The organism is Herpetosiphon geysericola, assembly GCF_001306135.1.
In the GTDB taxonomy this organism is placed as follows: Bacteria; Chloroflexota; Chloroflexia; order Chloroflexales; family Herpetosiphonaceae; genus Herpetosiphon; species Herpetosiphon geysericola.
In genome coordinates this window covers 29,331-53,856 of the sequence record NZ_LGKP01000023.1, presented here as the reverse complement: position 1 = coordinate 53,856, position 24,526 = coordinate 29,331, and the positions used below count along the sequence as shown (strand labels likewise).

Annotated in this window: 18 protein-coding genes and 1 tRNA gene; 5 read left to right on the top strand and 14 right to left on the bottom strand. The window is 51.5% G+C overall.

The annotated features are described in order from the left end of the window. The first annotated feature begins 230 nt into the window (after nt 1–230). From SE18_RS15610 to SE18_RS15600, 3 genes are all read left to right on the top strand, one after another. A complete protein-coding gene (locus SE18_RS15610; protein ID WP_054535403.1) occupies nt 231–1,397 on the top strand; it encodes a hypothetical protein in 1,167 nt (388 codons plus the stop codon). Between the two features lie 123 nt (nt 1,398–1,520). Then, nucleotides 1,521–2,972, top strand: coding sequence for a decarboxylating NADP(+)-dependent phosphogluconate dehydrogenase (gene gnd / locus SE18_RS15605; protein ID WP_054535402.1), 1,452 nt, complete (start codon nt 1,521–1,523; stop codon nt 2,970–2,972). 389 nt (nt 2,973–3,361) lie between these two features. Continuing rightward, entirely contained in the window at nt 3,362–4,153 is a 792-nt protein-coding gene (locus tag SE18_RS15600; protein ID WP_054535401.1) for an SDR family oxidoreductase, read from the top strand. A 106-nt stretch (nt 4,154–4,259) separates the two neighbouring features. On the opposite strand, the gene SE18_RS15595 is transcribed toward SE18_RS15600, so the two are convergent. Then, complete coding sequence (locus SE18_RS15595; RefSeq protein WP_054535400.1) at nt 4,260–5,435, bottom strand: outer membrane lipoprotein-sorting protein; 1,176 nt, start codon at nt 5,433–5,435, stop codon at nt 4,260–4,262. Nucleotides 5,436–5,530: 95 nt separating this feature from the next. Continuing rightward, nucleotides 5,531–6,514 (bottom strand): tetratricopeptide repeat protein, encoded by a 984-nt coding sequence (locus tag SE18_RS15590; protein ID WP_054535399.1) that lies wholly within the window; start codon nt 6,512–6,514, stop codon nt 5,531–5,533. A 167-nt stretch (nt 6,515–6,681) separates the two neighbouring features. Between SE18_RS15590 and SE18_RS15585 the strand changes: the two genes are divergently transcribed. Further along, a complete protein-coding gene (locus SE18_RS15585) occupies nt 6,682–8,643 on the top strand; it encodes an acetyl-CoA carboxylase biotin carboxylase subunit (protein ID WP_054535398.1) in 1,962 nt (653 codons plus the stop codon). 195 nt (nt 8,644–8,838) lie between these two features. Continuing rightward, nucleotides 8,839–10,338, top strand: coding sequence for a carbohydrate binding domain-containing protein (locus SE18_RS15580; protein WP_054535397.1), 1,500 nt, complete (start codon nt 8,839–8,841; stop codon nt 10,336–10,338). A 56-nt stretch (nt 10,339–10,394) separates the two neighbouring features. Here SE18_RS15580 and SE18_RS15575 read toward each other — a convergent pair whose 3' ends face one another. The 12 genes from SE18_RS15575 to SE18_RS15520 form a co-directional block, all read right to left on the bottom strand. Next, nucleotides 10,395–11,108, bottom strand: coding sequence for an HAD family hydrolase (locus tag SE18_RS15575; RefSeq protein WP_054535396.1), 714 nt, complete (start codon nt 11,106–11,108; stop codon nt 10,395–10,397). Further along, nucleotides 11,090–12,100: an aminoglycoside phosphotransferase family protein gene (locus SE18_RS15570; RefSeq protein ID WP_054535395.1), complete on the bottom strand. Its 1,011-nt coding sequence runs from the start codon at nt 12,098–12,100 to the stop codon at nt 11,090–11,092. Before SE18_RS15570 ends, SE18_RS15575 begins: the two co-directional genes overlap by 19 nt. A gap of 394 nt (nt 12,101–12,494) precedes the next feature. Next, nucleotides 12,495–14,855: a reverse transcriptase domain-containing protein gene (locus tag SE18_RS15565; RefSeq protein ID WP_054535394.1), complete on the bottom strand. Its 2,361-nt coding sequence runs from the start codon at nt 14,853–14,855 to the stop codon at nt 12,495–12,497. 29 nt (nt 14,856–14,884) lie between these two features. After that, nucleotides 14,885–15,886, bottom strand: a complete 1,002-nt coding sequence (gene hisG / locus SE18_RS15560) for an ATP phosphoribosyltransferase (RefSeq protein ID WP_083469936.1) — start codon at nt 15,884–15,886, stop codon at nt 14,885–14,887. Beyond that, entirely contained in the window at nt 15,886–17,601 is a 1,716-nt protein-coding gene (locus SE18_RS15555; protein WP_054535392.1) for a copper resistance CopC/CopD family protein, read from the bottom strand. The genes hisG and SE18_RS15555 overlap by 1 nt, the downstream gene beginning before the upstream one ends. A 263-nt stretch (nt 17,602–17,864) precedes the next feature. Next, a complete protein-coding gene (locus SE18_RS15550) occupies nt 17,865–18,389 on the bottom strand; it encodes a copper resistance protein CopC (RefSeq protein ID WP_054535391.1) in 525 nt (174 codons plus the stop codon). A gap of 72 nt (nt 18,390–18,461) precedes the next feature. Then, nucleotides 18,462–18,863, bottom strand: coding sequence for a hypothetical protein (locus SE18_RS15545; RefSeq protein WP_054535390.1), 402 nt, complete (start codon nt 18,861–18,863; stop codon nt 18,462–18,464). A gap of 4 nt (nt 18,864–18,867) precedes the next feature. Next, entirely contained in the window at nt 18,868–19,326 is a 459-nt protein-coding gene (locus SE18_RS15540; protein ID WP_054535389.1) for a c-type cytochrome, read from the bottom strand. Continuing rightward, on the bottom strand, nt 19,316–19,864 hold the full coding sequence (locus tag SE18_RS15535; protein ID WP_054535388.1) for a hypothetical protein: 549 nt from the start codon (nt 19,862–19,864) through the stop codon (nt 19,316–19,318). The genes SE18_RS15540 and SE18_RS15535 overlap by 11 nt, the downstream gene beginning before the upstream one ends. Nucleotides 19,865–19,905: 41 nt before the next feature. Next, nucleotides 19,906–23,484, bottom strand: a complete 3,579-nt coding sequence (gene smc, locus SE18_RS15530) for a chromosome segregation protein SMC (RefSeq protein ID WP_054535387.1) — start codon at nt 23,482–23,484, stop codon at nt 19,906–19,908. 15 nt (nt 23,485–23,499) lie between these two features. Continuing rightward, nucleotides 23,500–23,979 (bottom strand): GNAT family N-acetyltransferase, encoded by a 480-nt coding sequence (locus SE18_RS15525; RefSeq protein WP_054535386.1) that lies wholly within the window; start codon nt 23,977–23,979, stop codon nt 23,500–23,502. A 120-nt stretch (nt 23,980–24,099) separates the two neighbouring features. Further along, a tRNA-Ala gene (locus SE18_RS15520) sits at nt 24,100–24,175 on the bottom strand. Nucleotides 24,176–24,526 lie beyond the last annotated feature (351 nt).

The following is a 24,526-nucleotide window of genomic DNA, read 5'->3' as shown; positions in this document are numbered from 1 at the left end:
ATCAGGTCAGAAAATGCTATACTAGCCATGGACGGAACTCCTTCGGATGGTGGGTAAGCACTTCCATCGTGGGACTTCCGTCCTTGTTTGTCAAGCAATGCTTTCATCATAACTCACATCAAGCGTATGGTAATTAATATATTCCATCAAAAGTCGCTACATTAAGCTGCAAAGCAATGCTATACTAGGGCGATTATTGAGCAAAGGCTCCAACCATTGAGGGAAGAACAATGCACATCGCCGAATTATTAACCGAGGCTCGTAATGCCTTGCATGGAGGAGATCGCGCTAAAGCCAAGCAATTGGCTTCACAAGCTTTACGCCTTGATAGCAAACACGTCGAAACATGGCTGTTCTTAGCTGAAGTTGTCGAAGCTACAGAGCAAAAACGCGATTGTTTCCAACGCATCTTAGCGTTCGATCCAACCAATGCTGCGGCCAAACACGGTTTGCAATTGCTTGATGCTCCGACAGCACCGCCAGCAGTTGCCAGCGTTGAATTGCCAAAATCAACATGGTTTAGCAACAATGCAACTGAAGCAGCGCCGACTAGCAATCCAATTGCCACGCCACCACTCCCGACCAGTGCGCCGAACACAGGCATTCGGCCATTAGCTCCAAGCGCAACTCCATCGTTAGCAGAATTAAGCAATCTGTCAGCAGGCATATCAGCTGCGCCACCAAGTTATGTTCAGCCAATCCAAGCTAGCTACCCGCAAGCGCCAATGGGCTATGTCCAACCGATTCAAGCTGGCTATGCGCAGCCCAACCAAGCCTATGCGCCGCCAATGCATGGGCAAATCCAGCCCCAATATGGGCAAGTTGCCTATCCTCATGTGCAGCCAAGCAGGGCAGCCAAGGTTTTAAAATGGTTGGTTTTTGCTACACTTGGCTTAGTTGCGCTGTGTATTGGGCTTAGTTATTTAAGCAATGCAGTCAAAACGCCGCCCCCAACGCCAAAGGTCAGCGCCCAAGACCGCACCACGGCAATGCTCGATGATCTCTTTAAAATGCTCGTTAATCCACAAACCTATACCGCAAATGGGCATCAGATTACCGGAAAACCTTTAATCGAACGCTACTTTAGCCGCCAATATCGGAATAACTCAGAAGCATATGCTGATCAACTAATGGAAGGATTTAACGGCGAATTTAGCGGAGATATGGCAGCATTTGCCCCCATGATCACCAAAGCCTATGTTACTCCAATTGAATACGAAGTTATTTCAGAAGATAAAGATCGAAAAATTACGCTTAAAATTATTTCAGGCGAAATGGTATTGATTACGAAAGCAAATCGGATTGCCCGATCACCACTGATTAAACTGTATGAGTCAATCACCTTAGTTAATGAAGATGGTATCTGGTACGTTCACGATATTGAAGAATTAAACTAAACCATGTCTCAAATGCTAAGATTGGTATAGAATAGAATAAGCTGTTACTCCGCCCCAACGCTGTGGCTGGTATAGTTAAGCGAGAGAGTCGAAGGCCATTCTTTGTGCGGAGGCTTAGAACTCATGGATGCAACAGCCGATATTGGCTTAATCGGATTGGCCGTCATGGGCCAAAATTTGGTCTTGAACATGAACGATCACGGATTTGTGGTCGCTGTCTATAATCGTACCACCAGCAAGGTTGATCAGTTTCTGGCCAACGAAGCCCAAGGCACGAACGTGGTTGGAGCACACTCGTTGCAAGAGTTGGTTTCCAAGCTCAAACGCCCACGTCGGGTTATGTTGATGATTCAGGCTGGCAGCGCGGTCGATGCCACCATCGATCAATTGGTGCCATTGCTTGAGCCAGGCGATATTATCATCGATGGCGGCAACTCGTTATTTAGCGATAGCAACCGCCGCACCGCCGACCTCGAAGCCAAAGGCTTGTTATTCATCGGCACCGGGGTTTCTGGCGGCGAAGAAGGGGCGCGCCATGGCCCTTCAATTATGCCTGGTGGTTCGCCAGCAGCCTGGCCCCATGTCAAGCCCATTTTCCAAGCCATCGCTGCCAAAGTTGATGATGGCTCGCCATGTTGCGATTGGGTTGGCGAAGGCGGCGCAGGCCACTTCGTTAAAATGGTTCACAATGGCATCGAATATGGCGACATGCAATTAATTGGCGAAACCTACGATGTGATGCGTTCGCTCGGCCTCAGCGCCGATGAAATGAGCACCGTGTTTGGCCAATGGAACCAAGGCAAGCTCGATTCGTATCTGATCGAAATTACCAGCGATATTCTGGCCTTCCGCGATACTGATGGCGCGCCGCTGGTCAATAAGATTTTGGATAGCGCAGGCCAAAAAGGCACTGGCAAATGGACGGTTGTTTCAGCTTTGGATAATGGCATTCCGCTGACGTTGATTGGCGAAGCTGTGTTTAGCCGCTTCTTGTCGGCGCTCAAAGCCGAACGGGTCGAGGCAGCCAAGGTGCTCAACGGCCCCGCCGACCAACCAACTGCCGATCGCACGGCCTTGGTCAACGATCTGCGCGAAGCCTTGTATGCAGCCAAAATCGTTTCGTATACCCAAGGTTATATGCTGATGCGGGCCGCCGCCAATGAACAGGGCTGGAACCTGAATTATGGCGGCATTGCCTTGATGTGGCGAGGTGGCTGTATCATTCGCTCAGCCTTCTTGGGCAAAATCGAAGAAGCCTATCGCAATAATCCTGAATTGGTAAATTTATTGCTCGACCCCTATTTCAGCAACGAAGTGCAGCAATCGCAGGCAGCCTGGCGCCGCGTGATTGCCCACGCGGTCACTGCTGGGATTCCAGTTCCAGCCTTGTCGAGCGCATTGGCCTTCTTCGATGGCTATCGCACTGGCAATTTGCCAGCCAACTTGTTGCAAGCCCAACGCGATTACTTCGGCGCTCACACCTACGAACGGGTCGATGCAGAACGTGGCAAATTCTTCCACACCAACTGGACTGGTAAAGGCGGCACAACCACTGCCGGCACGTACCAAGCCTAAGCAATTATGAAGGATGAAGGATGAATTATGAGGGAGTCATTTCCTTTAATAACGATTCATCCTTCATTCCTTATTTTCGCCACAGATTACTGAACTATTGGCGTTTGGCTTGCATCCCTCATCCTTTCAACCATGTAACCTATTTGTTTAAATTGATCAATCCTTACTAAATTTCAGGACAATTTCATCCTTCATCCTCCATCCTTTTCAAATAGTATTTTTATCCTTCATCCCTCATCCTTTGTATCGTTCTTTCATCCTTCATCCTTTTCAGAGGGTTGGAACTTAGATGCTATGATTCGCTTCTATCGATAAAAATAGCTATCGCTAGCCAATAAAGTGTTCATCCTTCATCCCTCATCCTTCATCCTTTTCAAGGGGGGTTATCTATGGATTTAGGTTTAGCCGATAAAGTGGCATTCGTAGCGGCTGGTAGCCAAGGCTTGGGCCATGCAGCAGCCTTGGAATTGGCCCGCGAAGGAGCCAAGGTTGCAATTTGTGGCCGCAATCAGGCCACAATAAAGCAAACTGCCGCCGCAATTCAGGCCGCAACCAATAGCGACGTGCTCGCAGTTGTCGCCGATGTGACCGATCCAGCAGCAATTCAACACGCAATCGAACAAACCGTAGCCCATTTTGGCGGCTTGCACATTTTAGTGACCAACGCAGGCGGCCCGCCACCAGGCTATTTTGATAATCTCGATGATGCAGCGTGGGAGCAGGGCTGGAACCTAACATTTATGAGCGTTGTGCGGCTAATTCGGGTAGCCTTACCGCATTTAAAAACTGCTGGTTGGGGCCGAATTATCACCATCACTAGCGCCACCGTCAAGCAACCAATGGACGATCTGCTGATCTCCAGTGCGATTCGGCCTGGCGTGGTTGGCTTGGTACGTTCGTTGGCAACGCAGCTTGGGCCAAGCGGAATTACCGTCAACAACCTTGCCCCAGGCTTTACCTTAACCGAGCGAGTAAGCGAAATTTTTGCTGCACGCTCGGCCAACAAAGGCACAAGCTTCGAGCAAGAAGCTGCTGGCATTACCAACAACACCCCAGTTGGCCGTATGGGCCAGCCCGACGAAATTGGCGCCTTGATCGCCTTCATCGCCTCAACTCGCGCTGGCTATATCACGGGCCAAACGTTTTTAATTGATGGCGGAGCCTATCGCGGCTTAGCCTAATCAACCGTGCATTAGATGTTGGGAACTACCCAAATTCAGCCAACGATCAAAAAAGGCGTGCCCAACATATCGTTAGGCACGCCTTCGGTTTTAGAGTAATCGAGGTTTACTTGAGGCTTTCAGCAATCTTGGTGGCTTGTTCGCCATCGATGTTGCCAGTGATCACAAAGGTTACATCGGCTTCTTGCCAAGTCAAGACAACCCCAACATTACCACGGCCTTCAATCAAGGTGCCTTGAACGCCACGGACGGTTACTTGCGTGCCGCCACGTTCGATCTTAGCATCTGGATCATCGCCCTTGGCTTGAACCAAAGTCCATTCGAGGTCAGCGCCAGCGTAGGTTTGGATCACCGTGGTTGCTTTAGCAAGCTTCAGCAATTGAACATCGCTCAAGTTGGTGCCCAAGGTTTCGCTCGGAGCCAACAAGCTGAAGCCTGCTTGGGTCTTGGCTTGATCCAAGGTCAAATCGGTGGTTGGCGCAGCTTGTTCCATTTCCTTGATCATATCGGCAATTTTGACGACTTCAGCACCTGCTGGTGGCTGGGCGCTGAATACCGCTTTGTCGATGCCTTTGTTGACTTCGAGGGTTTCGGCAGCAAAGCTGACATTGCCCATATCTTTGGCATCAAGCACAAATTTGACAGGCATCCAGTTGCTATCTTCTAACCAAACATTGATATCAACCAAAAGATCGATTGGCAATTGTTGTTGGGTATCTGCCTTTGGGGCAATGCTTACTTTATAGGTATCAAAGCCAGCAACTTTTTCTTCGCCCAAGATGGTGATCGTCAAGGCATCCAAGCCTTTTTCAACCACACTTTGCAATTGACCAAGCATTGCGGTTTGGTCCATGCGACCGCGACCGCCTTGGCCTTGCTCTTGATCTGGTTGGCCCATTTGCGATTGGCTCAACTCAGCAGCGGTACCAACATACACTTTATTTTCAGCAGGCTCGTACAACCAGCCTTGGGTGCCATCGCTGACGACTTCAACGCCAACCATGTTGGCATCGTTGGCATCAAGGATTTTGGCGCGGAAGGCTTTGATTTCATTGCCATCAGCATCTTTGTTGCCGGTTTTGCTCGACCAAACTTCGGCCTTGATAAAGCCAGTCGCTTGATCCGAGCTGTAGTCGACGCGCATAACTGCATGAACATCGTTGGTATTGGCTTGGCCTTCTCGAATTTTGGTAACGATGTTTTCAGCAGTGATAGCTTCTTGACCACAGCCTGCTAACACCATTGTTAACGCGAGCATCAAGCTCCACATTCGCTTGAACATTGGGTCCTCCTAGCAGTATTGAACGGTTTTATAGTAGCACGGCCCCTGAGTACAAACTAGGTCAGCGATGTAATAAATTGATGAACAGCTATTAACTACCAAAGCCATGCCCCAATTAAGCTGACTGCCCAAACACAAAACCAAATCAAGGTGGCTTGGGTCATTTTGGCTGTAGCAATCCGATCAAGGTCGAGGCCAGGGATGGCTGGGCGCAAGAGTTGGGTCATCAAATTAAACACGCTCCAAGCCACAATCAATAATTGGGCCAAGCGTAACACCGCCAACCATGGCTCGCCCCACCAAAGGCCAATTAATCCTACGCCAATGCCTATAATTAAGAGCAAACTGCTACGCCAAAGCATAGCGCTTAGCAAGGCCAAATAGCTGGTACGGCCCAAGGTTTCGTGCTGAATGCGGCTTTGGTTGTTGAGCAATAGCCACCATGCTGGCAGTTGAATCAGCGCAATAATCAACCCAAACTGCGCGACAACGCCCACCGCTTGAACAACGCTTTGTTCGGCCAAATTCGGCGCGCGCAACAAAAGCATATGCACGGCAATCAACCCCGCCCATAGCCCAATATAGCCCCACGTTACCCGTTGGTGGCCTTGTAACACCCCCTGCACCGTGCCCGATTCAATCATCGATTCTGGGCGTGGGCGCGGCATCGCAGCAGTGCGGGCACGCGGTTTTGGCTTGGGCGGTTTTGGCGTTGCTGGGGCGGGAGCGTCAAGCCGCACGGTTTCACTGGGAAGTGGCACAGTTTCACTAGGAAGTGGCACGGTTTTGCTTTCCAAAGGTTGGGTTTGGTTGCGAAAACGCTGCTCAGCGAGATCATCAAAATCTTCTAGCGCCGAAAGCGCCAGCTGATTGCTTGGGTTAATCGCCAGCACGCGATCCAAACAATAGCGCATTTTATCGGCGGAATCGACCACGCCACTGAGCCAAAGCCAAGCTTGCTCATGGTTGGGATCGCGTTGCACAATGCTGCTTAATAATTTTCGCGCTTGTTCAATCTGGCCTTGATTCGCTGCCGCTTTGGCCGAGCGCAAGAGTTCATCAATTGATTGTTCGGTCATACTGCTTCCTCAATATTAACAAGCCTATTTTAACCGAGGTTAGCGACACACCGCACAAGCAGTAAGGGCGGTATAATGGTGGCAACCACTGATCAACGCTATCAATGGCTGCATTTGTCGTGAACGGTGCAAGCAACTGCCTGCATCGCTAGTGCGGAGTGTCAACGGTGACCTACTTCGACTCTTTGTTAATTGCCAATCGAGGCGAAATCGCGGTGCGGGTAATTCGGGCTTGTCGCTCATTGGGCATCGAGGCAATCGCCGTGTATTCCGATGCCGACGCGCGCGCCTTGCATGTTCGCGAGGCCGATCGAGCGATTCGAATTGGCCCAGCCGCCGCTGCTCAATCGTATTTGAATATCGAGGCGGTGCTGGCCGCTGCCCAACAAACTGGGGCGCAAGCAATTCACCCAGGCTATGGCTTTCTCTCAGAAAATGCCAATTTTGCCCGCGCCTGTAGCGCCGCAGGCATCGCCTTTGTTGGGCCGCCCGCCGAAGCCATCGAGGTAATGGGTTCAAAAAGCGCCGCCAAACGGCTGGCCGAATCGGTTGGCGTGCCCACGGTTCCAGGCTACAACGGCGACGATCAAAGCGAACAACGCTTGCTGGCCGAAGCTGAACGGATTGGCTTTCCTTTGCTTATCAAGGCCTCAGCAGGCGGTGGTGGCAAAGGGATGCGCAGCGTGCATAGTGTGGCTGAATTTTTGCCAGCCTTGGCGGCGGCCCAACGCGAAGCCCTCGCAGCCTTTGGCGATCAGCATGTTTTATTAGAAAAGCTGATCGAACGCCCACGCCATATTGAATTTCAAATTCTCGGCGATCAGCATGGCACGATGCTGCATCTTGGCGAACGTGAATGCTCAATTCAGCGCCGCCATCAAAAAGTGCTCGAAGAATCGCCATCAATCGCCTTAACGCCTGAATTACGCGCCACAATGGGTGCAGCAGCAGTGCGTTTGGCCCAAGCTGTTAATTATTCCAATGCTGGCACTCAAGAGTTTATGCTCGATGCAGATGGCAAGTTTTATTTCCTCGAAATGAATACCCGCCTGCAAGTTGAGCATCCAGTGACCGAATTGGTGACGGGTTTGGATTTGGTGCAATTGCAAATTATGATTGCTGCCGGCGAACGCTTGCCCTTTGATCAAGCGGCAATTCAGCAAACTGGCCATGCGATTGAAGTGCGTTTGTATGCTGAAGATCCAGTGCAAATGTTGCCCTCAATTGGCCAATTAACCAGCTACACACCGCCAGAAGGCCCAGGGATTCGGCTTGATACTGGGGTAACGGTCGGCGATCATGTGACGATTAATTATGATCCAATGTTGGCAAAATTGATCGTCTGGGGCGAGCAGCGCCAACAAGCGATTGCCCGTTTGCGCTATGCGCTGCAACATTTCGAGGTGGCAGGGGTTACTACCAATATTCCTTTGCTGCAAGCGATTATTAACACGCCAGCCTACCACGAAGGCGCAACCACCACCGATTTTCTGCAAACTCACGCGATTGGCGAGCAATTACAGCAGCAGCAATTGCCACCCAATTTGGCGTTAGCTGCCCGCGCCTTGTTTGATTTGGAGCCTGATCCTGCCGCTGCTTTAGTTGCCGACCCATGGAATGTGCCATGGCGCGCCGCGCAGATGCCCCATCACTTGCGCTATCAAAGCGCCGGAGAAACACTTGCGCTCAAAGCGCAGCCGCAAGCACCCCAAGAATGGCTAATCACGATCGGTGATGAGCAATTTGAAATCGTGGTACTACGTCGCCATCTGAATCGCATGGTTGTGCGAGTAGCCGACCAAATTTATCAAGCCCAGCTTGAGCAGCATAGCTTGGTTTGGCAAGGCGTTGGCTATCAGATTGCGCCTGCACCAGCACCCAACCTTGAGCAACAGCGCGGGCACAAAGGCGATGCCAGCCTTGAAGCGCCCATGCCAGGCACGATTATCAAACTCCTCGTTGCCGAAGGCGAGCACGTCAGCGCTGGTCAGCCATTATTAATTATGGAAGCCATGAAGATGGAGCACACCGTGACTGCGCCCCACGCTGGCACCGTCGCCAAATTGCCCTATCGTCAAGGCCAACAAGTCAGTGGCGGCGTAGCCTTGGCCGAAATCAGCGCTGAATAAGCGAATTTCAGCAAGCCACGCCTTTTCATGAAAAGGCGTGGTTTCGATTTAAAAGCCTCTTAACCAGCAAATCAGAGCAAAGCCCTGCAAGGTTTCCTACTATTCAGGCCATTCGACCCCAACTACACTAATCCTATCGCCACTACTACATTACAACCAAAGATCCCAATTTCGGATTGTTTGGAGGATTATTGTATGCACGCTGGAGCAAGAACACTCAGTTTTTTAGGCTTGCTGGCCTTGATGTTTAATTTGGTTGGGCTGAACTTTGACCAAAGGCAATTTCAAGCCCAACTCAATAGCACAAACACAACATCACAGATAGGGTTGATCAATCCTTCATTTGAAAATTCAACCCAAGGCTGGGCAACGAATGGCCTATGTAACATAACCACCTATGCAGGTTCGGCTATTCATGGCAATCACTATCTCGCTGCTAATCGCAATGGCACGGAAGCCTGTAGCTCGATCTATCAAGATGTAGCCTACTCACTCCAAGCCAACCATACCTATCGCCTAGCGGTATGGGTTCGTTCGCCAAATGGTACACCTCTGTATGGGACGCTGGCGTTATGGGGCATAGGCCCAACTTTAAATACGAATAGCCATAGCCATTTTAACACTGTGGGTATAGGCTGGCAGTGTGTCGAAACCACCTTTATTCCGACGAGCGCGTCTGCTAGCCTACGAACTGAGTTTTATCTGCGCTCGAATAATGGTGATTATCATTTTGATCATGTGCAATTAAGCGAGCAAGCAAATCCGCTTTGCCCTAGCATTCCGCTAGAAAATCCGTCGTTTGAGCAGGGAACCATCGGTTGGTCTAGCCAAGCATCTTGCTCCATATACACAACCTCAGGCTCGGCTCTTAATAACAATCGCTACCTTGTTGCCAATCGCAATGGGTCTGAAACCTGCTACTCGTTCTATCAACAAACGAGTCAGCTATTCAAAGCAGACCGTACGTATCGCTTATCGGTTTGGGTTCGTTCACCAAATGGCAATCCCCTGAATGGCACGGTTAGGTTGTGGGCATTTGATGGAATATCAAATGAAGATAGCTCTACAAATTTCACGACCAGCGGGACTGGCTGGCAATGTGTTGAAACAGTATTTCGGCCAAGTAATAATTATCCATCGCAGCAGGCAGAGTTTTATTTTAATGATATGGGCAGCAACTATCATTTTGATCATGTCCAGTTCAGCGAACAAGCAAATCCGCTTTGCCCCAGCATTCCAATACGAAACCCATCAATTGAACAAGCAACCGAAGGCTGGTTACCTTCAGGAGCATGCGCGATTAGTCGTGCCACCAATGGAGCCTATGAAGGCACTGGCTATCTCGTGGCTAAGCGCAATGGTTCGGGTATATGCAACTCAGTTGTTCAAGATATTGTCTATCCGGTCGAAGCAAATCATGTCTATCGGGCTGCAACTTGGGTTCGCTCGCCAAGCGGCGTGGCGTTGAATGGTACTGTCGCATTATGGGGAATTAGCCCACCGCCGATCAATCCAACCAATGGCTATAAGAATTTCACCACGGTTGGTTCTGGTTGGCAATGTGTCGAGACGGTTTACTATCCAACCAGCAATCATCCAACCTTGCGGGTTGAGTTCTATCTTCAAGATCAAAGCCGTGATTATCACTTCGATGCGGTAGCCGTTCGCGAGCAGGCAACGCCAATTTGCCCCTAAGCATAAGCATTAATCGCTAGCTTTGACGAGCGCAGTTGTTAACGACTGCGTTCGTTTTATGTTGAGTGCTGCTCGATGAGATGGCGAACAAAGCTCAGCAAATCGGGCACAATCAAATCGGGGGTGTGCTGCGAGGCTTCAGTGGTGGCTTGCGGGCGCTTAACCCAGGCTGCATGCAACCCAGCGAGCTGCGCGCCTTGAACATCGCGCAATACATTATCGCCAATATACCAAATTTTGGTTGCGGAAGTTGGCACTTGAGCCAAGGCATGGCCAAACAAACGCGGGTCGGGCTTGCGATAAGCATAATCCGAGGAAATGATAATTGGCGCAAAATACTCGCCTATGCCTAGTTCAGCCAATTCGGCCAGCACAATTACTCGTTGAGCATCAGAAACAATGCCAAGTTGGTAGTGCTGGCGCAAAAGTTCCAAGGCTTGCTTAGTTTCAGGAAAAAGCCGCAGATGCTTGATGCTCAGCACCCGCAATAATTGGCTCATGCTAACAGCCTCAGCAGGATCAAGCCCAAACTCGGCCAGCAAACTAGCCCAAACCTGTTCTGTTTGCCATTCGGGATAGCGTTCGTGAGCTGGCAAATTGGCTTGCATAGTAGCAAAATAGCGCGTATGTAAATATTCAGCAGTGCAAGCCACGCCTCGATAGCGCAACCACTGGGCCAAATGTTGCCACAGCGCTGGTTGATGCTCATCGGTGTGCACATCAACCAGCGTGCCATAGACATCAAACAAGACTAGCGGACGACCAGACATGCCTGCGCCTCCGCCACTAAGCGTTGGCGATAGTCCCAGCTAAACCATTCGTTGCGGGCAATCCGCAGCAAATAGCAGCCCATATAAAATTGACCACGCTGGGTAAATGAGGCAAATTCTGCCTGATCAAAATCATTCAACAAGCCATAGCGATCATAGACCCGCCGAATCAGCCACTCGGCAGCAGTTGCATCACCAAGCATGTTGAAGAAGGCATGCTTCAATTCGGCCACCATACAGCCAATATCAATCGCTGGATCATCGTGGCGGGATCGCTCCCAATCGATTAATGCAAGTTCAGCGGGGGCGGTAAACAGCATATTGGCTGGCGTTGCATCGCCATGAATCATCGAACGCAAGCCTTGTTCGAGCACGCCGCTGGCTGCCCAATGGGCTTGCAGCATGCGCAAATTGGCCAATGCAGCATGGTTCAGCAAACCTTGGCCACGCAATTGGCGTAGCAATTTTTCCCAATATTCCCATGCATTGGTTACATCAATGCTATCGGTGGTGGCAGTACGGCGGTGCAAGGTTGCTAGCCAACCAGTAATCGTATCGACATAGGCCATCAATGGGCCTAAATTGCGGGTTTGCAAGGTGGTTTCGAGAATCGCGCCCCAACTTTGGCCTGGCAACCATTCAGTAATCAGCAACAGGCGCTCAGGGTCGGTGGCAAGTGGGCGGGGCACAAGATAGGGTGCTTGGGCAAACCCAAGCGCGTGCAATTGGGCCAAGGTGGTGGCTTCGCGGCTCAATAAGGCTCGCGAATAGGCTGGCAAAAAACGGCGGCCATCTAAGCCAGTTTTATGCTCAAACGACTTAATAACCACGTGGACTCCGCTGTGGGCCTCGTGGACGCGCTGCACACTGGGAGTGTTCATAATTGGTTCGACATTGAACGTTGGGTGTAACGTGAAAATCCCCAAACTTGGCAGGGCTTGATCACGTAGCGCAGGAAATGCGCGATGATCTGAGAGCAGCATGATCGTCATCGTTCGCCCGCTCCTTCCTTTATACGAGTTCCACCACCATTGGTTAAGCGGCTCACATTGCCGCGCAGTGGGGAATGGCTAGAATGGACAGCGCCAAACTACTTGAAGCTTCGCTGTCACAGCCTATTCAGCAATGGTTGAATAGGCTTGACTTGCTCACAGTATAGTTAGGGCTTTTTAATATGTGTAAACGTTTACAAATACTAACATAGCTAGCTAGCGTTGTTAATCACAGGCAAGGGAGTAGAAAAAGGTGATTAAGCCTGCTATTCCGAGGTGATTAACTATCCCCTGTAGGAGTTATTAATCACCTTGCTAATGCTTGATTAATATTAATAAAGGCAACCATTAAATGGCAATCGGGTAGTGAATGGAGATTTGCCCACGTGGAATTTTATTCGAGCGTACCATGCAATCTATTGGCGGATTTACGAGCAATTAATTGGAGTGGCACAAGTTCTGTGAACAGAAACCGAAAACTTCCACAACGTTCAAGAATTTGCGGCCCATACAATGCCAAGATCCAACGCCAGTAGGCAGATAAACCAGCTTGTTCGCTTGCGCGCACTTCGCCGCCACGAGCAATAAAATCGTCAGTTAATGACGTAAGTACGCTGTTGGCTTCTGGTTCGCTTGGCTCAATTGTTTGCAACCAATGCCGATAAAAACTAGCCCATGGATTATCGTTTTGTTGCCACCAAGCTGAGCGTTCTGCTGGCGCGGTTGGTGCTGATAGTGTTTGCCACGCTTCTTGGTAGCTATGAGCGATGATCAACGGTTGTTGAATGCCCAAACCACCAGCCGTCATTGGCCAATGAAACCAAGCCTCTGGCAATTGCACACGACTCTGCAAACGCTGACGAATCAAATCACCAACATAGGCCACCATGCTGCCTTGTTGGATAACTTGTTGACCATAACGCCATAAGGTCGTGCGCACCTGCTCCCTATGCCTGGCGCCAAGGTTGACCCGTAGGCCAATTGCTTGGCATAGGTAGCTGCAAGCCCCATTATACACCTCAATTTTATTAAGAATTGCAGGTGTATTTGTGATCGCTTGAGTGGTTTGGTTAATATATTCGCGAATCAAGCGTTGATCAAGTTGCCACGAGCCAGCGTTATCAAGGGTCAAAAAGAGCCAATGCGGCGCTTGTTGCGGCAATTCACTTGGCAATTGACCATTAATCGCGATTGCGCCAGTTTTTTGTTGATTCAAAGCCAAGCCACAGCTGGCACACCAGGTTTGCAAGGCCCGCCAAGCTAGCACAAGTTCCTCGGAATCAGTGGCAATAATCGTCAGGTCATCAACGAAGCGCACGATTTGCACATGAGCATGCAGTTCAAGATATTGCTCCAGCAACCGCAACACCAATTCGCCCAAGATGTCTGAAATTGGTCGATGATTGGGCAGGCCAATCTGTTGTTGAGTCGCTTGCTGATTGACGTGCAACGGCACAGCCATATACTCAGCAAAAAAGCCAAGTTGCTGCTCGCTCAGCCCCATGCGCTGCAATATATCGAGCACAAATTGCTGATTGAGCGAAGGATAATAATCGCGAAAATCGGTTTTGAGCACATAGATTGGTTGATCGGGAGTGGCATGCAGGCCAAGCTGAATTTCGGCGTTGATCAAACGCAGGGCAATTTCGAGATTATGCGCATACTGCGCATCGTATTCGGCCAATTGGCTCCATTGTTGCAAACGCTGAATTTCGCTGGCCCGACTGGCAAAAATTGAACTGGAATTGCCATACAATTCGAGCTGTTCAGCAGCATCGTGGGCCAGCGGACGACGCAGGCGATGCCACAAATTCACACTTTTGGCAAGCGTGTAGCTTTCAGCAATTAGCTTATTCAAATCGCGATCATAGCCGCGATCTTGGGCAATGCGCTTGAGTTTTTTCAAGCGCAACGTGTTGTTGAGCTGGCAGAATTTGGCAAAATAGGCTTGCCACTGCTCAGCAACGAGGTAGTGCAAACACGCAGTCAGTAGATCTTCTTGCAAAAACAAGCGCCATTTGGTTCGTGCATATTGGGCCACTGCGGCAACGCCAGCCTTGGGCCAGCGCCAGTTAGCCAAATGCTCACGCAGCAACAACAAGGCATCGCCCAATTCTTTGAGCATAATCGGATCGCCCAAGATTTGGCGCGCCTCGGCGCGGGTGGCGGCGCTATAAAAGCTATCGTTGGCAATCCGCCGCAGCATCGCAGCGCGCAGATCATCATCAAGCAACGCTGGCTCAGCATGCAGCAATGTAGTTAATTCGGCGCGGCTTTCAGGATCAAGCTGATCGTGAAAAATCAGATCCAGCACTGGCCCGTGCTTGGTTGCCATCCCAGGCTGATTAATTCGTTCGACCAAGCGCTGGGCCTGCTCAGCATGTGGCGCATCAGTTTCAGCATTATCAAGCCACTCTTGGAATACTGCGCCAAATATCGAGACCAATTCAGCGCGCAGCTGACCACTGGCCAATTCACGCTCAAGCTCAGCCGACCACCAAGCGGTTAATTCTTGGCTCGCAGGCGTAGCCGGATCGCTTAATAAACGCATGTTGCTAATGCTCGGGTGCAGCGGCTGTTTGGCAAAGGTTAATTGTTGCAACTGCTCCTGGAGCAGATTGATGCGGGCATGGGGTTGTTCAAGTGTAGCTAATTGTTGGCTAATTTCAGCATAGGTTGCAAGGGCTTGCTCACGTTGCAAGCCCAACTCGCGCAATTTAATTGCAGTTACCAATTGTTCAGTTGCAGTTAACATCAGTGCCTCCAGCAAGGAGCCACATTCTGCTAGCTTTTGTGCATTAATTCGCTCAATGCGGCAAAACTTTGCGAGCGTTCAGCAAAAACATAGTGCACCGGCAAAACCGTAATCCCACTTGAGCCAATCGAGCGCAGGTGATCGATTGCTGGTAGAATGTTGGCGCTATCGACGACCAACGATACTGCGTACCAACCTTCGCCACCATCGCGGCTCCACACTGGCGAAACCGTTGGGCCTTGCAAGCCAGCCAAGGCTGGATGCGCGACCACCCGCGCGCCAACATCGGCGACATCAGCGCCTGGCACATTGGCAATCAGCGAAACATAGGTTTTGGCGCGATGGCGGGCCTCGATCAGCTCTAAAATCGATTGGACAACCCGTTGTTTTTGCGAACTTTCGCGCAGTGAGCGCCGATTGGCAATTAATGCAGCTTGCGCTTGCAGAATCGTGCCTCCTTGAATCATCTTGAGATGATTATCGCGGAGGGTTGTCCCAGTGGCTGTCAAATCGGCAATGATATCTGCATAGCCCAACGAGGGCGCGGCTTCGGTCGCTCCTTGCGAGTCGATCAAAGCAAACACGTTAATCCCTTGTTGGTGGCACCATTGGCGCACCAAATTGGGAAACTTGGTTGCAATCCGCAGTTGGCGGCCAGAGCGTGCATACTCTGCTGCCAAATCGGCCACATCGCGCCATGACGTTACGTCAATCCAGTGATCAGGCACTGCCAGCACCAAATCGCAATAGCCAAAGCCCAAATCTTTATAGACCACCACTAGATCATCGCTTTCGCCGCCAAGTTCCTCGACCAGATCGTAGCCGCTTACGCCCAAATCGATCGAGCCTTCGGCGACCTTCTCGACAATATCGGGCACGCGATTCAACAAAACCTCAACCTCGGGCAAGGCTTTAATCGAAGCGGTGTAGCGGCGCGGATTTGGCCGTGAGATTTTAAGGCCACAGCTTTCGAAAAAGCGAAACGTATCATCAGCAAGAGCACCTTTGGAAGGCACAGCAAAACGTAGCATTAGCGCGTTATCTCCACAGTCCATTCAGCAGTGACATCGGGCAGATTAACCCGCCGCACTTGCATTTCGATCTTCCAGCGCCCAACCAAGCTTAGCGCTCCCGAAGTTGCACTGTAGAGTCCATTAGCATCGGCTTCGAGAATTGCCACTTGTTGGCCAGCTTCGAGATCAAGCGATTCAAAACGTAAGCGTACTCGATCTGGCTGAATTACGCCATTCGCATCGCTGACGCTAGCCCTAAATCGACGCTCACCTGGACGGTTATCGTCAATAGAGAGGGTCATGGTCAAGCCTTCTTGCTGGGCCGACAAATTCAAGGGCTGGGGCACGCGCAGGGTTGGCGTAGGCAAGGTTGGTTGGGCAGTTCCTCCTGCACTGGGAGCGGCCTTAACCGGATGCGGCGTTTGGGTCAGGGCGCTAGCAACCAAAATCACGCAAATTGCCAATGCACTTTCCAAGCCCAAGGTCAGGCCAATGTTAACCACGGTTGCTTGATCTTTGGCAGCTTGCAAGCGCGGATTAAGCTTGCGCCAATGCCAAAAACCGAGCACCAGCGTGGCGACCATCACTGCCAACTTAACCAACAATGTTTGGCCGTAGCGCGATTCCCACAAACCAGCCAAGGTTGGCAGCTGATCGAAGGTGCGCATCGTGCCTGTCAGCACCACCAAGGCAATGCTAAACAACGCCAATGGGCTAAAGCGGGCAATCAGCCACGCCAAAGCGCTGTTGCGGGCTGCGGCTTCAGTGTTGCGCAAGACCCACGCACTCAAGGCCATGCCAATCAAGCCGCCAAACCAAACCGCCGCCGTCAACATATGCAGCCAATCAGAGGCAACCGGCGTAATTGGGTCGTCGATATTAGCCGCAGCATGGCCGCTCATGCTAAACGTCAACAAACTTAAACAGGCCAAGCCCAAGGCCAGATAGCCCATTGGCTTGCGATAGGCAGCCAAGAAGGTCAATGGAATCAAGAGCGTAATCGCAACCAAGCGCATCAACGCCAAAATGCCCCAACGGCTAATTGCCATCGACGACAGCACATCTGCATATTGAATTGAGGCCAAGCTGCCATCGCCAAAATCGCTGGCCCGCACCACAAATTCCCAAATCGAGCCAATCAGCAACAAGACCAAGCTTAATTGAGTAAGCCAAATTGTTGGCCGCAGCAGCATTGGCAAGCGTGATTCAGGATTGTGCTGAATCGCTGGCAAGAGCAAAATCAACAACCACGCCAAGCCGCCGATTGCCCCCAAACCGCCAGTTAAGGCGATCGAACGGCCACTGACCACGCCCCAACTGAGGCTAGCATCAGCAGTTGCACTGACTTCGACCGAAGGCGCGGTTGGCACGATTCCTGTGCCAATGCTAAACAGCAATGAGCCAGCAGAACGATGGCCATCGGCAGTCGAAAGCACCTTGTAAATTAAGGTATATTCGCCTGGACGCAGCTCGGCAGGCAAGGCCACTTGCATACTATCGGCGGCAGGAAAGGTGGTTTGCTCAAGCCCAATTGGCTGCGATTGCTCATTGTAGAGCGTCAACGAGCTATAACTTTGATCAAGCGGCTCGCTAAATCGCAGCACAACCTCAGGTGGCGCAACATCGAGCGCCGCGCCATCAACAATGCTGCTCTCGATAACCAACGCATGGGCCGCCGCCACGCTTGGCCATAAACCGAGCAACAACACAGCTAAAACTAAAATCCGCTTCATATCTATCGTTCCTTAATAGTGGGTGTCGGGGATTGGGGATCGGAGGTCAGGGGTCAGTATCCTGTTAATCCTACTACCCAATTTAATAGCCCATAGCCAACAGCCAATCCCAACGAGGGGTCGGGGGTCAGGGGCTAGGGGTCGCGATCTGTTCAATCGCACCACCCAATCCCCAACCATCCAATCCCCAACCATCCAATCCCCAATAGTAAAAAAGCGTGCTAGGCCTAAACCTAGCACGCAGGATCAGCGAGAATACTCGTTTAGGCACGGACTGAGCGGCGGCGCAAAGCCACGCCAGCAGCCATGAAAATGATGATTGCGGCCAACAGCATGCCGACGTTGAAGCCATTGCTGCCAGTTGCTGGCAAGCCAGGGGTGTGATGATCTGGTTCGGCAGGAGTTACAGGCAGAGCAGCATCGCCCACTGCAAAGCCAATTGAGCCAGTTACTTCGTGGCCATCATCGCCAACTACGCTCCAAGCAACTGTATAGCTGCCAGTGCCCAAGCCCGATTTCAGCGAAACGCGCATGGTCTTGCGTTCGGTATCAGCCAAATCCACCCGACCATCGCCAGTGTCAACGACTGCGCCGCTTGCATCGGTCACGCTTAATTTCAAGCCTTCCGATTCCAACTCGTCATTGAAGGTCAAAACGACTTCGCTTGGCGCGCTTGCCAATTTTGAGCCATCTGCAGGAGTAGAACTGACCAATTTGGAGTGGGCCGAGCTAACCCCAGGCTGAGCAAAAATAATCACCAACGCCAACAAAGCAATTAAACGTTTCATGAGGTAAATCCTTGGTTGCAGCAGATCAGAGTGATCTGCCAAAGAATGCTAAACCGATCAAACGAACCTGTATTAAGCATTGCAACCAAGGTAGCGTGGTGGCGGGGCAAGCGGGCGTTCAATCCACGAGCGGCCAAGCATGCCCAAAGCGTGGTACACCCAACGCGCAATTCGCATTGAAACGAGCACAAGCAGCATTGTGGCTAAAGCAAGCGGCACTTCATGGCCCTGCTCAAGCACTCCCGAACTGAAAGGCGCTGGTTGAAGATGCTGAAAATCATCAACAATCAATTGAATTGGCTGTTGATGGTGATGATGGCCATGGTGGGCGATTAATGCGGTATCCGATTGAATTACTGCACAATACACAATACAGGCCAGCGCAATCCCATGAGTTAGGATCAAGCCAACCAAGCTGCCGACAATCGGCAACCACGCCTGTTTAGTGGTTAATCTGTGCCAGTGGTGTTTCATGAATTTAGCGCATCAAGGTTGGAGTAGGTCCCGGTGAGATCAAACACAATTGGCGTTGCTCGGAAAGCTTGCCCGGCCCCCACCATGCTTTGACGCGGGCGATAATTGTAATAATTTCGTCTTCGCTCAGTTGCGAGCCAAAAGCGGGCATTGAATTTTTGCCATCGCGAATCAATGAAATTAATTCCCAATCGGGGTGTGAATAGGCATGCATGCCATCGTTGAGCGCAGGAAACGGCCCCATGCCCTCGCCACTTTGGCCATGACAATTGGCGCAATATTGGCCAAATAAGGCTTGGCCGCTGGCTAATTTCTCGCCAAAAGCTGGCTCGATATAGGGTACAGCTGGCTCGCCTGTGGTTAGCGTTGCTTGTTGGGCCACCTCGCCACAAGCAATCAAACCTGGGATTGCAATACTCAACAACAAGCCAATCAGTCGCCAGCGCTTAAATTTAGGTTGCATGGGAATCCGACTCCAGCGCTGCCTTGCGCAACATCCGATTGCGTAACGCAGCCAAGGTAATTAAGATTGCAAGCACAATGATTGGTACCATGTAAAGAATGACGTTGAGCCAGCGCATGATGCCACCAGCAACACTAACCGTTGTGCGAAATTCTTGGGTTTGGCCTGCCTCAGTCAAGCGCAGCAAAAATTGCCACTCGCCGCTGCGCGAAAAATCAAGGTCGTGCGAGCCATAAATTGCATCTGCTGGGCCGCTTTCGGGCGCTGGCGTGTAGCCAAATTCCTCGCCATCAGGATCAATTAAGACCACACTGATTGCGTCGACTGGCAAAGCCGCAAAATCGTTGCTGTTACGCACAGCAATGCTTGCATCGCCACGGCCAACGCTCATCGGCCCAGGAGCCAACGAAACAACCACAAAATATTGATCGCGGGTTTCACTGATAATGTAATTGCCGCCATGGGCTGCCGCTAGATTTGTCCACCACAAACTCGCCAGCAGTACCCAACAAACCACCAAACATAGGCGTTTCAGCATAGAGTGTATCACAATCTTTGGCCGGATAGTGTGGTAGTTTCTTAACCAACAGTCTCAACAATACGCACTGCCCCACCATCATCGACCAACTGATCCAAGCGAATCGATAAAACTTTCGAGGCTCCATCGGGATTCATTGTAACGCCATAAAGTGTTGAAGCCGCTTCTACAGTACCACGATTATGCGTTACCAACACAAATTGGGTATGTTGGCTCATCTCAAGTAATTGTTCACGAAGTCGCACAACATTAGCTTCATCCAAGGCCGCGTCAACTTCGTCCATCACGCAAAACGGCGTGGGGTTAACTTTCAACAACGCAACCAGCAAAGCCACTGCGGTCAACGAACGCTCGCCGCCGGAGAGCAACGACAACGGTTGGCGGCGCTTGCCTGGCGGTTGGGCAATAATATCAATCCCACTTTCGCTACTATTTGGGTCGTTCAAAATCAACTGGGCCGTACCGCCGCCAAACAAACGAGTAAACGCTTGGCTAAATTCCTCGGCTACCGCGCTAAATGTTTGGGCAAAACGGCTGTTCATGGCTGTTTCAAGCTCGTTAATCAACTCGCGCAAGCCATCAGCAGCGTGGCGAATATCCCGCACTTGCTCGGTTAAAAATTGATGGCGTTCGCCAAGTTCTGTGTATTCTTGCGGCGCAAGCGGGTTAATCGTGCCCATGCGACGCACTTTATTGCGCAATTGATCAATGTGCTCGTTGAGGGCTTGGGCCGAAAGTTCAGCTTGCTCGAATGCAGCAGTTTGGCTGACATCCAACTGCTCAATATCGATATTTTCTTCGGCGCAACGTTCCCACACATGGTCGCGGCGAGTGTTGGCGCTAGCAACCTGACTTTCAGCACGGCTGAGGCTAGCTTGGGCTTGAACAAAGGCTTGTGCTGCTGCTCGTTCATGCTGCTCTGCTTGCTGCAAGGCAAGATTGATTTGACTCAGAGCTTCGAGCACTGGCGCTTGTTCGGCGTTGGCGGCCTCGCGTTGGGCGCTAGCCTGCTGGCGACGCTCAGCTAAAACGACGCTCTGGGCCTCAGTCAAGGCCAATTGCTCGGCCAATTCGTGTTGGCGTTGTTGATCATCGCGGCTGCGCCGAACTAAGCCATCGATGAGCTGCTGCTGATCACGTTGCGCGCGTTGGGTCGCTTGCAAGGTGGCATCGCTCGACACAATCGCTGCACGGGCAGCAGCAACCCGCTCTTCGCTAGCCCGACTAGCATCAGCAGCTATTTCCGCCTGATTGCGCGCGGCAGCAACCGCGCTTTCATGCTCGGCAACAACTGTTAGATGGCGCTCAATTTCTGCTTGGCTAGCAGCGATTTGCTCGCTAAGGCTCGCTTGCTCTTGCTGAACATTGGTGCTGCGTTGCGCTTGCCATTGGTGCTCTTGCTCACTTTGTTGCAGGCCACGTTGGCGTTGGGCGAGGCTATCGCGGGCTTTTTCCATGGCACTGCGATTGGTACGCCGCACCTGGTCTGCCTCACGGACAGCTTTTTCAGCAATGCCAATCGCGTCAATCGCTTGTTTGAGAGTTTGCTCGTTGTTGGAGAGTTGCTGTTGGGCGCTTGCAAGTTGGGCAGGCAATTCGCGCAATTCACGTTCGCGGCGCAGTGTGCCAGCTTCGCGGGTTTTGGCGCCACCAGTCATGGCCCCAGATGAGCCAACTTGCTCGCCACCAAGCGTCACAATCGTCCAACCACCATCCAATTCGGCTAAAATACGGCGGGCTGTGGCTAAATCTTCAACCACAATTGTACGGCCAAGCAGGTGCTGGACTGCACGCTCATAATTTTCTGCATAGTTGACTAACTCGCTAGCCACCCCCAAAACCCCTTTGGCTTGGGGAATGCGGCTTGGGCGCGGCGAGCGCAGGCTATCTAGGGGCAAGAAGGTCGCGCGGCCTGCATCAGTCCGTTTGAGTTCGGCAATCGCTGCTTCGGCATCGTCCCATTGGGGCACGATAATATTTTGCAAGCGTGCGCCCAAGGCCACTTCCAAGGCGGTTTCTAGCTCGGCAGGCACCTCGATAACGCTGGCAACCACAGCAAATTGGCGTTGCTGTTTTTCGGCCCACTGCAACGCTGCGCGCACCCCAGTAAACATCCCAGCCCCAGCAACAGCAGTGCGGCGCAAAGCATCCAAGCGGCTGTGTAAAGCATCGGCTTCGCGGCGGGCATAGGCTACAGCTTCTTCGTGTTCGCGGCGCAGATTACGGGCTTCGAGCAAGCTTTTTTGGGCAGCTTCTTCATTGGTTTGGGCTTGGTTATATGCTAGCTCTGCTTGTTGATACAACGCTTGGGCTTGTTCATGTTGGCTCTGGGCTTGCTGGATGCGGTCTTGGCTAGCGGCAAGTTTTTGTTGATTGGCAGCTAATTCGTTATCCAAGGCTTGCCAGCGCTCGTGCTGGAGTTTGGCTCGCTGCTCGGCCTCGTTCAAGGCTTTGCTGGCTTGCAAGGCTGCTGCTTCAGCCTGTTTCAGCGCCTGCTCTGCATCGCGGCGGGCAGCAATTGTGGCTTGTTCGCCTGCTTCAATCGTACTCAGTGCTTGGCGTTGAGCCAGCAATGCAGCCTGCGCTTGAGTCGCTTGTTCGGCCAATTCAAGGGCGCGAGCGTGGGCTTGGGTTTGCTCGTGCTCAAAGGTTTGTTGGCGCTCGTTGGCTTCATCGCGGCGGGTAATCAGCGCTTGTTGGCGTTCGCTCAAGACCGCCCACTCACGCTCGATGGTTTCCCATTCACGTTCAAATTGGGCCAATTGCTGTTGTTTGTGCTCGACAACCTGCTGCTGGGCATCGCGCTGCTGGCGAAGTGCGCCAAGCTGATGTTCGCTTTGCGAATGCTCAATTTGAGCTTGGGTCAAAGCTTGTTCGGCAGCGGCAAAGGTTGTTTCTGCTTGGGCTACCAGGCTTTGGGCTGCTTGCCACTGGCGGCGATAGGCCACGAGCAAGGCTTGCTGCAACGCAGTTTCAATTTCGTGGACTTGCTCTGCTTCGCGGGCTTGGCGGCGCAATACCTTCAAACGTGGCTCGATTTCGGCCAAGGTATCCAAGATACGACCCAAATTGTCTTCGGTTTGTTTGAGCCGCCGTTCGGCCTCGGCGCGTTTGCTGACCGAAAGGCTAATCGAGGCCGCATCTTCAAATAAGCTGCGGCGCTCTTCTGGGCGTAAGGTCAGGGCTGCATCAACGAGTCCTTGATTAATCAGGGTGTAACTTGAAGCCAAGGGCGAGGTTGCTTCTTGAATGTCGCGCAAACGAACTTTATTTTTATTCAAGAAATATTCGTTCTCGCCAGACCGAAACGAGCGCCGCATAATCGTCACTTCGTTGAAATCGAGTGGCAAGGTGCGATCAGTGTTGTCGATCGTCAAAGCTACTTCGGCCATACCTTGGGCGGCACGCTTGCCACCGCCACTGTAGATCAAATCTTCGGTGCGGCGGCAGCGCAAGGCCGAAAAACTTTGCTCGCCCAGCACCCAGCGAATTGCATCGGTCACGTTGGATTTACCGCTGCCATTTGGGCCAACAATCGCGGTTACACCCAAGGGAAACTCAATCACTGTGCGATTAGCAAAGGTCTTAAATCCCTGAATTTCAAGTCGTTTGAGATACATGCAAAACCCTACTCTTTAGGCTGTGGTCGGTGCTAAATGATGCTGCATAGTGACATAGGTTGGCTCGGTGTAGCCTTGGTGGCTATGATATTCGGTAATTGTATAGCCTAATTGTTGATACATGGCGATCAGCTTGGGCAAGGCTAAACGCACACCAATTTGAATGATCTGGCGCGCTTCTGCTTGGGCAATTGCTTCAACCGCCGCCACCAACTGTTTGGCCAAGCCTTGGCCGCGATAGGCAGGCAAGACCGATAAACGCCCCAGATACAGCGTATCGTTGCCTCTCCGTTCGTAGAGCACACAGCCAATTAATTGCTGGTTGGATTCAAGCACCAACACGCCGCCATCGCCCATGCGCGCGCGAAAGCTCTCAACTGTTTCCCAACCAACGCTCGATGGCGGGTCAAGCAGCGTTGCATATTCAACAAAGGCTTGGCGAATAAGCTCCAACGCTTGGCTATGTTCATCAAAACGAGCTTCACGAATCTGCATCAAACAATCCTTAATTCAACAACGGACTGGTGGGCGTGACAGAGGCCTATTATACCCGCAGCAGCAGGCGTTTTTGCAACGCTAAAACAAAAAACTCAAGGGATTAGCCTTGAGTTAGTTTGGTGGAGGTGAGGGGGATCGAACCCCTTACCTTCGCAATGCCATTGCGACGCTCTACCAAGTGAGCTACACCCCCATTTGTTGACGTTGTGTGTTTGTTCACAACGCGGGCGATTATAGCACAGACTGTTTTGGCTGTCAAATTCACTTCAAACTGGAGTAGAGGCTCTATGGTTTTTTAATTGAATTTTCGATGCTTCATGATTCGCCACCCTTCCGTCCCTCCGCCGGAGGGAAACGCCGGGGGTTTTCAGCCCCCAGCACCCCCAAATATGTATCCTGTGGATTGTTGAAATGAACCGTGCAGCCCAGCCTTATGCCAAAGATTTATTCGTGGAATTCGTGTAATTTGTGGCTAAATAACTCACTTTTCGGGTGCTTCTTACACCAATTCTGTCTTTAATAAATAGAGATACGCCCTACAATC